Below are 16,119 nucleotides of genomic sequence, written 5' to 3' on the forward strand. Positions count from 1 at the left end.
GCTCAGATTTGCCATTAAAATAGACTTCTCTTGATCTCCCAGTGCACACGTCGTGCACACGCGGCGCTCTAATCATTTGAATGAATTGCAATGCAACTTGATGTTTTTAACCCCCGTCCGCGGAGCATCTCCGACCCAACTAAAATATCGAAAACAACCCCATGCAAAGTAGCATCGCGGTTGCAAGGACGCTTCGGGCGATGCGAAGCTCTGACCGGTTTATTCCCAGCAAATGGGTATTGCCGCTTGCCGCATCAAACCCTCATGCTAACCATCGTTCATGGGCGCGTCGCCACAACCACTTTCGCCACTTGGTCGACGCGTGGGCGCGAAATGCCCGTAAACCGCGATATTTCTCCGACCCTCGTCCATTTGGTTGACCTGATGAGGAAACAGCTTGATCGCATCGACCTATGCATCGATGGCTGCTTCCGGCGCGTTCGCCAAGGCTTCGCCGAGAAATGGATGTAAAGTCGGATAGCGGAGCGGATAAGCATTAAAGACGGCCATCCAGCCGGGCCACCAGCACGCTCCACGTGTCAGTTTAAATCACCACGATTACCTGTCGTCGCAAGCCAACTATGGTTGAGAAAGCCGCAGCGCGTTCGTTAATGCAGACAGCGCGGCCGGCTGATGCTGACGGCTGGGGTAATACATGAAGAATCCGGGAATTGGCGGCGTCCAGTCCTCGAGCACACGAATAAGACGACGCTTCGCAATATACTCTGCGACCTGCTCTTCGAATGCGAGTCCTAGGCCGGCGCCAGCGAGTGCCGCCTGAATCACTAGGTGGGTATCATCGATTATGAGTGGGCCATTCACGCCAACCGTGACCGTCTTTCGGCCTTTCTCGAATTCCCAGCGATATGGACCGCCCGGAAGACGCAGGCCTATGCATCGATGGTCATTGAGATCCTTGGGCTTCCGAGGAATGTTTCGTGATGAGAAATAGCCTGGCGATCCGACCACCGCCAATCGCAGCTCCTTCGTGACCCGCACCGCGATCATGTCCTTTTGAATATACTCACCGAGTTGAATACCGGCATCGAACTCACCCGCAACGAGGTCTACAGGGCCAGTGACGGTAACAACGTCAAGAACGATGTCGGGGTAGGCCTCTGCGAATGCCGTGAGCCGTGGCAACAACACCATCACGGCAGCCGACCGGGACATTACAATACGAAGGCGTCCGGCAGGTCGGTGCCGAACGCTTCGGGCATTGTTGATAGCACGCGCAATTTGGTCGAGCGCCGGAGACAATTCTTTCAAAAGAGCGGCCCCTGCAGCGGTTGGCGCGACGCTCTTGGTCGTTCGAGCAAGAAGCTGCAACTCGAGCCGCTGCTCAAGTCCCCGTATCGTGTGACTCAGGGCAGACTGAGACACACCAATCTTTGCCGCGGCCCGCGTAAAGCTTCGTTCGCTGGCGACGATTGCAAAGGTAGCGAGTTCGTTCAGTTCGTTTTTCATGATTTATGATTATTGCTCATAACCCCATGCTACGCAACACGACTAGTTTCATAGATCACTTTGTCCTACGTTTGGCCAACAACGAGAAGGAGCAACGTTCCGCACGTTGTGGCCAGCTTGACGCTCGGCACGGGACATTCGGCCTAAGAGCTGTTCGTAGTAACAACCTGGGCGTTTGTACCGGGCGGCTTCAGTCTTCATCTGAAGAATGCAACTTAGCTCGTGGACTTTTGGGAGAGCAGAATGTTCAAAATGGATCGACGAGCATTTTTGAGTCGATCTGCCAGCGTAGCTTTTGGAGCCACGCTCGTCAGCGCTCCTGGCTTGATGCTTGGAGATCGGTCGATCAGCCATGCGCAGTCTCCTACCGTTCCAAATAACAACCTCATGGATAACAACCTTATGGATACCGATGCTCGTGCCTTGCGCGCTCTAGCGCAGACCTATTTCGACGGGGCCTATGAAATGGATGCAGACAAATTTGCTACGATATTTCACCCATCCAGTTCCGTGACCAAGGTCGGCGACGACGGCAATGTGAGCGTGACGCCAATTGCGACGTGGCTAGCAGCCGTCCGGAACCTGAAAGCTCCGAAACAACAGGGCCTAGAGCGCAACGATCAGCTCCTATCGATAGACGTTGAAGGAGAGCTCGCACTCGTGAAGTTGAAATTGCAGATTCCGCCACGTTACTTCACCGACATGTTGTCATGCTTAAAGGTCAACGGAACCTGGAAGATCGCTCAGAAAGTGATGACTTCGAAAACTTGACGGCTTCGGTGCCGTTTTTAGGGTTGTAATCGCCGAACTGCGGCAGATGCATGTAGCCGAAGCGCCTCGGCGGGGGCCTATATCGGGATGTGACGTCATCGCACTGGTTGAACCCGTGGTGATGGCGACGGCAGCTCCGAATTGATCGGCCAGTGGGAGACCAGCAGGGCGCGTGAGCCAGCAGCGGACATTCCGGTGATTGACAAACGCCGGCGTCATGACCGACGGGACCTGGGTCGGCACCTAGTCTGCCGCGTCATGCCCGCCAAATGTCAAGGCGGTACACTTGGGGCAATTGATCTTGGGCTCTTACCGAGCGACAATATGGAATGGAGATGCGCTATCAAACCTGGAAAGATCCTTCTTGGCTTCCCTATTGTTTGGCCATCCTGATATTTTTTTGTTCGCGGGTGGTGGTCGCGCTCGGACTGGTTTTCTCCCAAAAATATTTGCCCTCCGGGCCAGATGTCTGGTCTGCGGGACCGATCTGGTACCACCAACTGCTGCAATGGGATTCGGAATGGTATTTCAAGATCGTCACAGATGGCTATCAGTATAACGGCGATCCGACTGTTCAACAGAACATCGTATTTTACCCGCTGTATCCGATGCTCGCACGGGGCTTGGCGACGATTAGCGGTCTCGCGCCAGCGGATGCATTGCTGTTGGTATCGAACGTCGCGGGATTGCTCGCGATCGTCGTCCTTTTCAAGCTGGTTCGCGAGGAATTTGGCGATCAACTGGCTCTCGCCACAACGGCGCTGCTCAGCTTTTTTCCCGCTTCGGTCTTGCTATCGGCCGGGTATACCGAGCCCTTGGCACTGTTGCTAATCGTCTCGTTTTTTCATGCTTTGAAACGAAAGTACTACCTGTCGGCAGCACTGCTTGCAGGCCTGGCAGTCTCTACTCGATCGACGGGCGTCGTCCTATTGCCCGTCCTTCTTTGGGAGATGTGGGCCAATCGCGATCAGACGAAGTTCCTTCTTGCCCTCCTGCCATGCGTCCTTCTTGCGACGTCGGGCATCTGGCTATTCATGATCTACCTCTGGAGCGCTTTCGGAACTCCGCTTGCTTTTGTGGATGGGCAGGCGGCTTTCCATCAAGGAACGACGCTGGCAACAAGATTAATTGCGGCACTAAAGCTTGAGCCGTTCACGCGAATGATGCTCAACGACTGGAATCCTTGGGGACAAGCTAGCTGGTTTACATTATTGTTCATTGTCCTGATTGTTTTTGGCTGGTCTCGACTGCGCTCAAGCTGGACACTGTTCGCCATGGCTGTCCTGCTTCTGCCATATCTAACACTCAGCGGTGGGCCAGCAGGCTTCGTCTCTATGAGTCGATTTAATCTCGTTTCATTTCCCCTGTTTGTGACGTTGGCTGATTTAGGATTGCGAGCAAAGTGGCTTTTGGCAGGAGTGATAGGACTCTTCGGCGCATCCTTGTTCATGAACACCGCCTTGTTTGCTCGTAGAATTTGGATTGGTTGATCGCTACAAATAGTCGCGATGACATGCTTGAGCAGCGACGCAGCGCGAGTTGGTCAAAGCGCACCCAATAGAGCCCATCAGGGCTCCACTGAGAGGGTAGCTCATTGCAATCCATATCCAAGATTCACGGTCGCTATTATCTGGCAATCTTTGTGCTGGCGTTCGCGACGCTTTCCTACCAGATTCTGATAACGCGCTTCTTCAGCGTTATGCTCCATCATCATTTCGCATTTGCCGCCATTTCACTTGCCATGCTCGGGCTTACGCGCGGAGCGATGGAGGTCTACGGCAAACCCGCCCGTTATGCCGCCGATCGGGTCGGAATCGAATTCGCCCGCCATGCGTCATGGTTCGCGCTCAGCAGCGTTGGCGCAATGATCGTCTTCCTGTGCGTGCCGCTCGTTGTATCCGCAGAAAATGTGCCCCTCGCTCTGGCGCTGGCGATCATCGCCTTCGTGGCTCCGTTCACGGAAGGCGGGGTTTGCATCACGGTGTTGCTGACGCGTTTGCCATATGGCGGCGGGTGGCTCTACGCAGCCGACCTCCTGGGCGCCGCAGTTGGATGTCTCGGGGTAATCTTCATACTGCTGGTGATTGATCCCGTAAGCGCCACGCTATGGATCGGAGCCCTTGCTGCCGGCGTTGGCTGGATCGTCGTGAGACGCAGCGAAGACGCCCGCAGTGTGCGTTTGAGCGGGGCTGTCGCGCTAACACTGGCCGTCGCGGCCACCGTGCACTCCGGCCTTGACCTGACAGGTCGAAGCCATCTCGGTGTGTTCTGGGCCAAGGGCGCTGAGCAGACCGGCACGCTGTTCGAACGCTGGAATACCTATTCGCGGGTAAGGGTGCGGGAGCTGGCCGACAAGGTCCCGTTTGGCTGGGGTCTGGTTGGCACTCCGGATACCCGGATCGACCAACACTACCTCGACATCGATGCCGATGCAGGCACGGTCATCACCAGGTATGATGGCGACATCGGAAAACTCGGTTACCTGAAAGATGATGTCATCAATGCAGCCTACTTCGTGCAGCCGGCGGCCGACGTCGCTGTCGTTGGCGTCGGCGGCGGTCGTGACATCCTTTCCGGTCTGCTCTTCGGCGCCAGCCGGATTCGCGCAATTGAGATCAACCCGGCGATCTTCGAAGTGCTCACCCAAAAATTCGCCGATTTCTCCGGCCATCTCGATCGCCAGCCCGGCGTATCATTGGTCAATGCCGAGGCGCGAAGCTACATCAACCACTCGCCCGAGCGGTACGACCTGGTGCAGATTTCACTCATCGACACCTGGGCGGCGACGGCGGCCGGTGGCCTGACGCTCACCGAAAATCGTCTCTATACCGTGGAGGCGTGGGATGATTTTTACCGGGCGCTCAAGCCTGGCGGGCTGTTGTCGGTATCACGCTGGTACGATGCCGAGAAGCACCGTGGCGAGCTATACCGGCTGATTGCGATTGGCGCGAGCGCGCTGCAGCGCAAAGGGGTGTCGGCCGGGGAGCTGCGGCATCACGTCGTCGCGGTCAACGTCGGCGGCATCGTGACGGTGATTACCCGGCCTGACGCGTTCAGCGACGCAGAATGGCAAGGCGCGCGCGCGAGAATTCAGGCGCAGGGCTTCAAGATATTGTTGGGGCCGGACATCACCTTCGATGCCGTCACCTCAACGTTGCTGTCGGACAAGGCGAACCAGGCCTTCTTCGATTCGCTGCCGGAAAACATCGTCGCTTCGACCGACGACAATCCGTTCTTCTTCTATACGTCCCGCTTCAGCGATTTCGTGAGCACGCAAAGTTGGGACATCATGAGCAACAATGTAGCGATCGGCATCACCGGCTTGCTCATCATCGTAGCGCTCTGCGCTTGCGGATACTACATCGTGCTGCCCTTCCTCCGTCTTGCGAGGCGGATGCCAATGGCGACGCTGACGCCGCCCGTGGCCTATTTCAGCGCGATCGGGATGGGCTTCATGCTGATCGAGATATCGCAGATGCAGCGCCTCATGGTCTTTCTCGGACATCCCGTTTATGGGCTGAGCGTCGTGCTATTCACAATTCTTCTCTTTAGCGGGATTGGCAGCGCCACGGTCGGTGCGGATACCTCCTCCCGATCACGCGTCACCGTCTTCAGGATTGCCGCCCTCCTCACCACGCTCGTGGTGGCAGCGCTGCTGACGCCGCTGGTCACCGCCTGGGCTCGGTCGCTGTCAACCGACATGCGTATTCTGGTGTCCGTCCTGCTGCTGGCTCTTCCTGCATTCTGCATGGGGATGATGTTCCCGCTCGGCCTCGGTGTGTGGCGCCGCCATCATGAACTACTGCCGTTCTTCTGGAGCACCAACGGAATTACGTCGATGCTGGCGTCTGTGCTGGGTGTGGCGTTGTCGATCCAATTCGGCATCGCCAAGACCTATGCGCTAGGGGTGTGCTCTTATGCGGTCTGCGCCATCGTGATCATTGCAAGCCGCAGGGTGCAGTCCATCGACATGTCCGCCGAGAAGGAGGCTGTTAGCCCCGGGGCTTGTATCGCAGGAAAGGACGGCGCCACGATTCGGCGGCCACATCAGTAAAGGGAAGTCCGAATACTGCGCACGCCGAAACCACTCATGCCCACGCCACTGTCCGGAGTTCTCAGCGTCCGACAAGTTTAGCCGTCGCGCTTGAGGAATCTACGGAGCTAGCCCCGCCCCGGTCAGGCGTTGCGCGATTGATATCCGCACGACGCTCGGTTTCGCCTCGGGGGTTCGAGTCACTGGTCCGCTACATCGCGAAACCCCACTACGAACGAGCCAACGTTCCGCTGCTGGCGAAGGGCGGCTTGACCCAACGGCAACGCGACCTACACCGCAGAAGCCTTCATGAACCGGCCGGCAGATGCACTCGCCGCAATTCGATGATCATCCGTTTCAACAAGTCTGGACCACCCTTCTTTAGGCGAGCTGCATTGGCCGCACTCTCATCCGTGACGGGACAGTACTCCCGTCCCCAAATGCCGATCTGAGCCAGGATGGGCAGGAGCGCGATCCCCTTTTCTGTCAGACTGTAGATCGCCTTCTGCTTGTGGGCTGGGTCGTCTGTCTTCGTCAGGATCCCCTGCGAGACCAGCGATGCAAGCCGGTCGCTCAGGATTCTGGTCGAGATCTTCTCGTCCGACGCCAGGAACTCTCTGAAGTGGCGCTTACCGGCAAAGATCATGTCTCGAATGATCAGCAGCGACCATCGATCTCCGAACACCTCGAGTGCCAGGTTTATCGGACAGGCCGACCGTTGATCTTCCCGCATCGCCGCTCCCAATAATGTCAAAACGAAACTGCTTGCATTATGACATCACTGTCAGCATAATGCAACCAGTCTCTAAACGAGAGTTGACAGCGGGGTCGCGCCTGCGGCCGCCGCGAACCGGGAGCCGGGACGATGAAACCTGAAGCAATTGTGTCACGCGCAGATTGGTTGCCTCTTCGGAAGGCGCTGCTTGAGAGGGAGAAGGAGCTTTCACGGCTCCGAGATCGGATCAGCGCCGAGCGGCGCGCCCTGCCATGGGTAAAGATCGAGAAGCCTTACGCGTTCGAAGGCGCGAGCGGCCGCATACGCCTTGCCGATCTGTTCGCAGGCCGATCGCAGCTCATCGTTTATCATTTCATGTTCGCGCCCGAATGGGACGAGGGATGCGCCTCCTGCTCGTTCCTCGCCGACCATATCGACGGTGCGAACCTGCACTTGAGACATCACGACGTTTCCCTGGTCGCGATATCCCGCGCCCCCAAAGAGAAGCTGCTGGCCTACAAGCGCCGGATGGGCTGGAGGTTCGAGTGGGTCTCATCCTTCGAATCGACCTTCAACCAGGACTTCGGCGTGTCGTTCACACCCGCCGATCTCGCTCATGGCCCGACTTACTACAACTACGAGGAGCGAGAACGGCAAACCGAAGGCGAGGCGCCCGGTATTAGCGTGTTCGTCAAGGACGATGACGGACAAGTCTACCACACATACTCGTCCTATGCCCGCGGTGGGGATCTGCTGATCGGCGCCTACAACTATCTCGATCTCACGCCAAAGGGCCGAAACGAGCATGGCCCTCACCACAACATGGTGGACTGGATCAAGCGTCACGACGCGTATGAAGGCGCCTCGCAATGAGCGGGCCGGCACCTGAAGCGCGCGCCCTCGGGCGCGTGCTGCTGACGCAGAAGGTCAAAAGGGGTCGGCTACACTCACGCCTCCTGCAGGCCTGCAATGGCGATACCAAGACCGAGGCGTATCTCAGCGTGAACCCAAGGAGGCCGATTTGACAGAGGCTAAGAAGAAAAAGACCTTCGTCGTTGTAGGGGCGACCGGCAGCGTCGGACGTGTCGTCGCCGGCGCACTGGAAAGCCTTGGCCATCAGGTCCGGCCCGTCGCTCGCAGCTTGGGCATGCCGTTCGAGCGCAGGGAGAAGCTCAACGAAGCCTTCTCTGGCGCACATGGCGCCTATCTGATGATTCCGTTCGATTTCGGCGCGCCCGATCTGCATCGCCGCGAAGCCGAGATTGGGAATGCGCTAGCCCAAGCCGTCGCAGCGAGCGGCGTGCCACGCGTGGTGCTGCTAAGCGGTCTAAGCGCACATCTGAGTGAGGAGACTGTGGGCAGCGCGAAAGGCGCCGCAATGATGGAGCAGCGCCTCAACGCCATGAGTATCGGAGAGCTGGTCCATTTGCGGGCCGCCTTCTTCATGGAGAACTTGCTGCAGGGCATCCCGCAGATGGCGCAAACCGGTGACTTCAGGTGGGCGTTTTCCGGCAGCAAACCGATGCCGATGATTGCACCAAGAGATATCGGCGTTCGCGCAGCCGAAATTCTTGTTACGGCGGAAGTCGGCCCCCGCGTGCAGGAGCTGCACGGCCCCCGCGACTATAGCATGGCAGAGGCGGTGAGCATTCTGGGTGCCTCCGTCGGTCTGCCCAATGTCCGCTATTTTCTGGTGTCCTATGAGGAAGGCCGGGCGGGGATGATCGGCGCTGGGGCATCGCCAAGCCTTGCCGATGCCGTCATGGTGACCGCGCGGGGCTTCAATGAAGGTCGGGTCTGGGCGAGGGAAGCGAGATCGCCACGAAACACGACTGAAACCACCTTGGAGACGTTCGCGGCAGAAACCTTCGCCCCCGCCTATCGAGCGGCAATCGAGAAGAGCGGGCGATTGCGAACCTTGCGTAAGCTACCGTCAAGTGAAGCATAAGGACGGGTTCTGGCCGTCCTTCGAAGCGATGGACTGGCTGCTGTCGGGAGAGCTGGCCGTAGAGCGCACGCAATGAAACCGCTGGTCTCACGCCGTCGGACGCGAGAGTGCGGTGGCACCTGGAGAACGTGATCGCACGCATCGCTGAGGCGCATCGGACCGCGGATGGCTTTCAGCGCTCCGAGGTTTCGCAGCTTCAGCGTGAGTCACGCGCATCACTTCGCTTTGCGACGGCGGTGCCGAGCGCCCTTGACCGCAAGGCAGCTCGTCGAGCGGCCGCAAGCGCATCTTCTGTCGATCGATGCCGGGAAGATCGACGCCTTCGCCCGCTTGATGAACGCGAAGTCGACGCCGTCGAAGTCGATGACCAGACCACCTGGATCATGGGCAGCAGGGACATGCTGCAGGTCGCCATTGCCGGCAAAAGATCGAGAACGGAAATGTTCGTGGTTTTGTACTCAAATGGCGTGCCACTCAGAATAAAATTGCGAACTCTTCAACGATTGACGGTGGAACGCGACTGTTGCCCTGCCCTTCGAAGGCATGTGTCAAACCTGGTTTGTGTAAGGGAAAGGGATTGAAAGAGGATTGCCCTCGCGCCAGAGTAGCTGTGGCGCAGAACCTTCATGGCAGTACTCAGATGCAGCCGGTCCTAACCACGGGGCGATTGGTACTACGGCCACTTGCTGCCGAAGACGGTCCACAGATCGGCCACGTCTTTGAGGGTGCGGGAGTCCGCCGATACCTGTTCGACAACGAACCGGTGTCGCCGGAAATGCTGCGCGAGATCGTCGAGGATAATCTGCGTCGACGTAAAAGCGGCTTCGGGCTCTGGCTCATTTGCCGAGGCGAAGGCGTCATCGGCTGTATCGGTTTGCATCGCGCCTCGCCGCAAGCCGTCGAGATTTTTCCGGCCTTCGAAGGCAGGATCGAGACGATCATTGCGCTGAAGGAAGACGCGTGGGCAGGCTACGCCAAGGAATCCCTCGAGGCGGTGCTCGCTTACACCTCCGACGTATTGAAGCAGCGACGCATCGTTGCCTTGGTCGACGTACCGAACCGCGCCTCGCATGCATTATTCCGGCGCTGCGGTTTCCGCGAGATCGGTGCCGGCCAAGGTCCGCTCTATCGGGCCATCGCCTACGAGCGGACGACGTAGCCGTCCAGCCCGGTCGGCAAAACCTGCGAGCGTGCGCCTAGGATTCGCTGCGGCTTATCGCGCAGCCCCGTTCACCTGCAGGACACGCGTCACGCGGTCGGGGTCTAGTGGACGGGATAGGGTGAGACGAGAGCTGGCCTGTTCTGGGACGAGTTAGCGGTCGTTGTCAACTGATCAGCCGCCATGTGTAGCAGCAATCCGGGAGCCGCTGTTAGATCCAGCGTCAGCATGTTTGCGACGTTCCACGGGTTGAGGAGGTTAACGAGAGCCCAGAAGCCGTCGAGATGCAGAACGACGAGGTGGCTGGAGACGATAAGCAGACCTGCCGCACAGAGCCAAACCGTGCCCATGAGCCGCAGCGCCTTTGCCAGGATAGACATGGATCGCCCCTATTCCCTCACCTGATGACGTTCTAGGGACAAAAAATGAGGAACCGCGGAAGAAAGCCGCCGGCATTTTCCATTTCACATTCAGCATTGCCTAAGGATGCGAGTCGCGGCCGAATGCGATTTGGCTGGCGCAGTCGGGAACGCCCATCATGACGCGCTGGATTCGCCAGCGGGGACAGGCGGGTGACCGACTGCCGGGTCGGCCTCTAGTTTCGCTCCTGTGTCCCGCAATACCTGAATTCAATGAAAGAACGCGCCAGCGACCTCACCATCTTCGAGCCCAAGCGCTGCAGACCTATGCCGTGGATCGGTTTCCGCCTGTTGCGACTCTGCCGGTTGCGCGAGGCCTAGGCCTGCGGCCGTAATCATCCGGAATGGATGCCTGCCTGGATTTGCTTTAAGGGGACCGCTCCCCCTGCTTAACGAAGGGTTAAGTCGCTACAAGCCTTGCCGTCCGTTGATACAGATCAACTGCCGATGAGGATGGGTGAGTATGGGAGGCGATGGTCGCCATTTCAGTTGCCGCTGCAGTAGCAGCCAAACTTACGCGCTCTGAAAGGCTGTATCGCGCTTCCGCTATGGAAGCGCGGCCCGTTGAAAATCATGAACGAAATACTGGTCTCGCTCTTCCTGCTCGTCAGCCTATTGATAAACCTGTCATCGCTGGACGATCTTTTCATCGATCTGCTCTCGTTCGGGATTGCGCATTTCCCTTTTCGGCGCGCAGCCGCCAAACCGGCTCCTTTGCCAAAGATTGCGATCTTCGTCGCCAATTGGCGCGAGGAAGACGTCATCGGCAAGATGGTGGAAGGCAACCTCGCCCGCATCGATAACCCGCAGGTTTCGCTCTATCTCGGCGTCTATCCGAACGACACCGGCACGCGGCGCGTCGCTGAAGCCCTTGCCGCGGCCCATCCCGATCGCGTGCGGGTCATCGTAAACAGCTTGCCCGGCCCCACGTCCAAAGGGCAGATGCTCAACGAGATGTTCGCCCAGAGCTTCGCGGGGCAGCAGGCTCCGGATTTGGTGGTTCTGCACGACAGCGAGGATGTCATCGATCCACGCAGCTTTGAGATCTATGCGAGGTATGCGGGCGAATACGATTTCATCCAGGTTCCTGTCTTCTCGCTCAGCCGCCGCAGAGGAGCCTATGTCGCTTCGACCTATATGGAGGAGTTTGCCGAGCGCCATACGCGCGAACTGATCGTGCGCAACGCGCTTGGCGCCGCCATCCCTTCCGCCGGGGTCGGCACCTGCCTGACGCAGGTCCTCGTCAGGCATTTTCTGAAGACGCGCGGGCAGGTCCTGATGTCCGGGACGGTGACCGAGGATTACATTCTCGGCATCGAGGCCAAGCGCGCGGGCTTCAAATCGATTTTCGCCGCGCTGTCCGCACCGGCTGAAGAGGGTGCCGACTATGTCGCGACCCGCGAGTTCTTCCCCCAGCGCCTGGAAGCCTCGATCAAGCAGAAGACCCGCTGGGTCTATGGCATTGCTTTCGAAGCGATGCACAGGCTCGGCTGGCAAGGCGGGCCCTGGGACATCTATTTCTTCCTGCGCGACCGCAAGGGAATGATTACCAACTTCCTCGCCCCCGGATCCATCGTCCTGATGATCTTGGCGCTTGCAGGCCTCATCGATCCCGAGACCCTGCCGCGCGAGATGTACCAGCTTTTCCAGTGGTCTCTGTCATTCAATCTTCTCGCGGTGGTGTTCCGCTATGTCGCGCGCCTGACCTCCAGCTACCGGGTCTACGGCAGGCTCGATTGGCTCGGCGTCGCGATACGGTGGCCCGTATCGCTCTACATCAACATGGTTGCCACGTTCCGCGCCTGGAAAATCTATCTGGGTGAGTCGCAGTTCGCCACCTCCCCCATCGTGTGGTCGAAAACGGCTCACGATGTCCCCGACGATTTCCTGGCCGCCACCCGCTGATCTCCCCGGTTAATTGGAATAGATATGCGCATCCTCATCGCCTTTGGCACACGGCCGGAGATCATCAAGCTCGGTCCCGTCTATCGCGCCCTGCGCAAGTCCGGCGCGCATGTCGATGTCTTCTGGTCGGGGCAGCATATCGATCTGGCAGACGGGTTATTGAAGCTGTTCGAAATCGAGCTTGCCCATAGCGGCACCGGGGTCATGCAGGAGCCCAGCCTCGCCGGCAAGTTCGCGCTGATCACCCAGCAGATGCAAGCCCTGCTCGGGCCGGGGCAGTATGATGGGGTGGTGGTGCAAGGCGACACAATGACCGCTGCAGCCGGCGCCCTGGCAGCCTTTCTGAACCATGTCCCCGTTGCGCATGTCGAGGCCGGGCTGCGGACCGGAACGCTTGATTCGCCCTGGCCGGAGGAGTTCAACCGGCGGCTCATCACGATCGCCTCCACATTGCATTTCGCGCCGACCAAGCGGTCGCGCGATCACCTGCTGCGCGAGGGTGTGCAGCGCGATTCGATCAGCATGGTCGGCAATACCGCGGTCGACGCGCTGCTTTATGCTCGCTCCAAACTTGCTGGAGGTTACGTCCCGATCGACCGGGAAATCGCAAACCTTCCGCAAGACAGGAAGCTCGTGTTGGCGACATTGCACCGCCGCGAGAACATCGGGGCGCCACTGGATGAGATCCTTGAGGCCCTGTGCGAGCTTGCAGATGACGGCGACAAGCTGATCGTCCTTCCGGTTCACCCCAACCCGGATATCCGGGCGCAGGTCGTACGGGCGCTCGGCGCGCGGCCGAATATCCGCCTGCTGAAGCCGCTCCAATATACCGACTTCGTCTACCTGCTCAGCCGGTCATGGACGGTCGTGACCGATTCGGGCGGTATCCAGGAAGAAGCGCCGACATTCGGTCTCCAGGTCCTCATCACGCGCGAGAGCACTGAGCGGCCCGAGGTCGTCGAGACCGGGTTTGGAACGCTGGTGGGGTCCAACCGCGATGCGCTCACTGCCGGGGTAAGGCGTCTCACCAGCTCCGAAGCGCCGCAGCTTCTGCCCGCTAATAACCCGTTCGGAGACGGTGAAGCGTCGCGCCGCATAGCGGAGCGGATTTTCAACCTCAGACCGTTGCAGCAAGCCGCCGAGTAGAAGAATGACAGTCTTGGAACAATATGCGCCGAGCGCGCCACTCAACGTCAGCCAAGTGCGCTGGAGGCGATTGCGGAACCTCGTCCTCATCGCCATCGGTCTCGCCGTCACCATCACCATCGCCATCTACCTGATCTCCGGCGGGGTTATGTTGCTGCGGGCATCCGGCCTGGTTACGCGCGAGCATATCGCCATTGGCGCGCCCTATCAGGAGACGCGGGTCAAGGAGGTTTTCGTCCGTCCAGGAGACAGGGTGGAGGCCGGGCAGAAGATCGCCGTCGTCGAATCGACATCCCTTTCCCGCACGCTCGCTGAGCTCGCCGTGGAAAAAGCCAGGCTAATCACCCGGATCGGGGCGATCGAGGCAAGGCAAGCCGCGATCGGCATGTTGCTGCCGGCAGCCGAGGCCAACGCCAGGCAGGCGCAGGACTATCTCGACAAGGTGGCTGGCGCGAGCAGGAACGGCCTTGCGGTGGACAGGCTCCTGACCGACATGACCAGCGCGGCCTTTGCCGCCGCCGAGAAGCACCAGTCCTTGAAAGCGGAGCGAGCCTCGCTCGCGGGCGAGCTGGCCGCCTATCACAATGCCCTCAAGCAGGTGTCGGATGCGTACGACTCCCTGCAGCACGCCTATGCCGGCGGAGCCTTGCATGCGCCGGTCGCCGGATATGTGGGCAGCAAGGTCATGAGTGCCGGAGCCGTGCTCGGCCCGGCAGGCAATGACATCGCCACCATCCACACAGGCCCGAGCTTCATCCTCGCCTATCTCCCCGACAGCTATCTGTTCGATCTCAAGGTCGGGCAGCGCGTCTATGTGCGTTCCTACACCCAGTCCATCGTTGGAGTGGTCGAGTCCCTGCTGCCGATGACGGATGCCATGCCGCCTGAATTCCAGATCCCAGGCGATGTGCGCCAGAGGGGACAGGTCTTCAAGATATCGATCCCGGAGGGGGCGTCCCTTCCTCTCGATCAGAAAGTGAAAATCTCCACCTGCTATTTGAACATGTGCGAGTCGGGCGCCGGAATACTTCAGGACGTCATGCGGCGCATCATGAACTACGTCGAGCGAATCCAAGGATACGCGCGCTAGGCGCTTTGTATGATGGGGAAACACGTTCTCGTGACGCGAGCAGGCGCCGGATATGATCAAGCACCGATCGATAGTCGAGGTGACCATCCGGAGCCTCGTTACATAAGTCACCTGCGAGTTGCAGTACTTTGGCGATGGTCCCGCCGAGCAATATCTTGACCGCCGAATGATTCGACCTCACGCAGGAGGCAAGGGCATATCCATGCTCGCTCGGTGCGCTCTGCACGTCGATAAGCGCGACGTCTATTCTCTCCTTCCCGCTCGAAAGCACCTCGCGTGCCTCGGCCCCATTGATTGCTTCCAAGACGCGACAATTGCAAACAATCAGCTTTACTGATGTTTGGACCGACAAGGACCGAGACATCGTTCGCGGCACGCTCGCAAAATGCGATAGGCAAGCACTATTCCTCGCGAAACGCGCGGTTGATCTGATCCCGCAGAGGCTTGACCAGATAGGAGATGACCGTTCGATCGCCGGTCTGAATAAATGCCTCGGCTGGCATCCCCGGCACCAGCGCGAGCTTGCCGAGGCGCGCAAGCTCCCGCGGCGGCACGACAATGCGAACGACATAGAAGGATAGTCCACTCTTTTGATCTTGCGTAAGATCGGCGGCAATGCGGCTGACCTCGCCGTTCAGTTCCGGCGTGGTTCGCTGATTGAAGGCCGACATGCGCAAAACCGTTCTCTGGCCCAGCCGAATCTGGTCGATATCCTGCGGCTGTATCTGTGCTTCCAATGCCAGCCTGTCGCTATCAGGCACGATCAACATGATCGTATCGGCCGGGGAAATTACGCCACCAACGGTATGAACCGCAAGCTCGTGCACCAGACCGCTCTGCGGCGCGACGAGATCGATGCGTTTCAATTGATCCTCGGCCGAAACCTTGCGTTCGACGTACTCGGCCGTTTGCGCTTCGATCTCACGCAGGCTGTTGGCCACTTCGCTACGAAGGTCCTGATCGATCTGGATGATCTGAAGCTGTGTCTCTGCGATCTTGCCGCCGGACTGGGCCTGCGCCGCCGCAAGCCGGCCGCGCTCACCGTCCAGATTGGTGCCTTCGCGCTCCAGCGCCATCATGCGCTGGATCGGCACGAGCCCCTTCTCCCAGAGTTCACGCACACCCGTGAGCTCACGCTCAATCAGCGCGATTCCCCGCACCTTTGCTTCTTCCTGGGAGACCAGGCCACGCACCTCTTTCTCGTATTGAAGGATGCGTTCTCGCAACTGCGCTTTCTGACCGAGTCGAGCTTCACGGCGAAGCTCGAACAGTTTGCGTTCCCCTGCCAATAGCTGCGCGACGTCGCTGTCGACTGCGCGCATCGTCAACGCCGCTGGAAATGAGATCGCCGGCGCCTCATCGCGCTCTGCTTCCAACCGCGCGCGCCGCACGGCGAATTCATCCAGCCGCTTGGTGACGATGGCGAGGTTGGAACGCGTTTGCGTCGCATCCAGTCGCATCACGAC

At 59.1% G+C, this 16,119-nt stretch carries 13 protein-coding genes and 1 pseudogene; 10 read left to right on the top strand and 4 right to left on the bottom strand.

Annotation, left to right across the window (positions count from 1 at the left end; genetic code table 11):
- Window positions 1-579 precede the first annotated feature (579 nt).
- Entirely contained in the window at window positions 580-1,467 is an 888-nt protein-coding gene (locus tag V1278_RS26930; RefSeq protein ID WP_442893730.1) for a LysR substrate-binding domain-containing protein, read from the bottom strand.
- Window positions 1,468-1,710: 243 nt separating this feature from the next.
- On the opposite strand from V1278_RS26930, the gene V1278_RS26935 reads away from it, so the two are divergent.
- From V1278_RS26935 to V1278_RS26945, 3 genes are all read left to right on the top strand, one after another.
- On the top strand, window positions 1,711-2,238 hold the full coding sequence (locus V1278_RS26935) for a nuclear transport factor 2 family protein (protein ID WP_334382783.1): 528 nt from the start codon (window positions 1,711-1,713) through the stop codon (window positions 2,236-2,238).
- 335 nt (window positions 2,239-2,573) lie between these two features.
- On the top strand, window positions 2,574-3,728 hold the full coding sequence (locus V1278_RS26940) for a mannosyltransferase family protein (RefSeq protein WP_334368105.1): 1,155 nt from the start codon (window positions 2,574-2,576) through the stop codon (window positions 3,726-3,728).
- Between the two features lie 152 nt (window positions 3,729-3,880).
- Window positions 3,881-6,292, top strand: coding sequence for a hypothetical protein (locus tag V1278_RS26945; RefSeq protein WP_334382784.1), 2,412 nt, complete (start codon window positions 3,881-3,883; stop codon window positions 6,290-6,292).
- 301 nt (window positions 6,293-6,593) lie between these two features.
- Here the strand turns inward: V1278_RS26945 and V1278_RS26950 are convergent.
- Window positions 6,594-7,004, bottom strand: a pseudogene (locus V1278_RS26950) (winged helix-turn-helix transcriptional regulator); the annotation flags it as partial.
- A 132-nt stretch (window positions 7,005-7,136) separates the two neighbouring features.
- On the opposite strand from V1278_RS26950, the gene V1278_RS26955 reads away from it, so the two are divergent.
- The 4 genes from V1278_RS26955 (at window position 7,137) to V1278_RS26970 (ending at window position 10,093) form a co-directional block, all read left to right on the top strand.
- Complete coding sequence (locus tag V1278_RS26955) at window positions 7,137-7,859, top strand: DUF899 domain-containing protein (RefSeq protein ID WP_334382785.1); 723 nt, start codon at window positions 7,137-7,139, stop codon at window positions 7,857-7,859.
- Window positions 7,860-8,007: 148 nt separating this feature from the next.
- Window positions 8,008-8,934, top strand: coding sequence for an NmrA family NAD(P)-binding protein (locus V1278_RS26960; RefSeq protein ID WP_442893729.1), 927 nt, complete (start codon window positions 8,008-8,010; stop codon window positions 8,932-8,934).
- A 128-nt stretch (window positions 8,935-9,062) separates the two neighbouring features.
- On the top strand, window positions 9,063-9,515 hold the full coding sequence (locus V1278_RS26965) for a hypothetical protein (RefSeq protein ID WP_334382787.1): 453 nt from the start codon (window positions 9,063-9,065) through the stop codon (window positions 9,513-9,515).
- 59 nt (window positions 9,516-9,574) lie between these two features.
- On the top strand, window positions 9,575-10,093 hold the full coding sequence (locus tag V1278_RS26970) for a GNAT family N-acetyltransferase (protein ID WP_334382789.1): 519 nt from the start codon (window positions 9,575-9,577) through the stop codon (window positions 10,091-10,093).
- Window positions 10,094-10,197: 104 nt separating this feature from the next.
- Here V1278_RS26970 and V1278_RS26975 read toward each other — a convergent pair whose 3' ends face one another.
- Complete coding sequence (locus V1278_RS26975) at window positions 10,198-10,473, bottom strand: hypothetical protein (RefSeq protein ID WP_334382790.1); 276 nt, start codon at window positions 10,471-10,473, stop codon at window positions 10,198-10,200.
- 612 nt (window positions 10,474-11,085) lie between these two features.
- Between V1278_RS26975 and V1278_RS26980 the strand changes: the two genes are divergently transcribed.
- From V1278_RS26980 to V1278_RS26990, 3 genes are read left to right on the top strand one after another with little or no spacing between them, the layout of a single operon-like run.
- Complete coding sequence (locus V1278_RS26980; protein ID WP_334384265.1) at window positions 11,086-12,417, top strand: glycosyl transferase family protein; 1,332 nt, start codon at window positions 11,086-11,088, stop codon at window positions 12,415-12,417.
- Window positions 12,418-12,441: 24 nt separating this feature from the next.
- On the top strand, window positions 12,442-13,563 hold the full coding sequence (gene wecB / locus V1278_RS26985) for a non-hydrolyzing UDP-N-acetylglucosamine 2-epimerase (protein ID WP_334382791.1): 1,122 nt from the start codon (window positions 12,442-12,444) through the stop codon (window positions 13,561-13,563).
- Between the two features lie 4 nt (window positions 13,564-13,567).
- Window positions 13,568-14,653, top strand: coding sequence for an HlyD family secretion protein (locus V1278_RS26990; protein ID WP_334382792.1), 1,086 nt, complete (start codon window positions 13,568-13,570; stop codon window positions 14,651-14,653).
- A 401-nt stretch (window positions 14,654-15,054) separates the two neighbouring features.
- Here V1278_RS26990 and V1278_RS26995 read toward each other — a convergent pair whose 3' ends face one another.
- Window positions 15,055-16,113 (bottom strand): HlyD family type I secretion periplasmic adaptor subunit, encoded by a 1,059-nt coding sequence (locus tag V1278_RS26995; protein WP_442893823.1) that lies wholly within the window; start codon window positions 16,111-16,113, stop codon window positions 15,055-15,057.
- Between the last annotated feature and the right edge of the window lie 6 nt (window positions 16,114-16,119).

It is taken from the genome of Bradyrhizobium sp. AZCC 1577 (assembly GCF_036924575.1).
Lineage (GTDB): Bacteria > Pseudomonadota > Alphaproteobacteria > Rhizobiales > Xanthobacteraceae > Bradyrhizobium.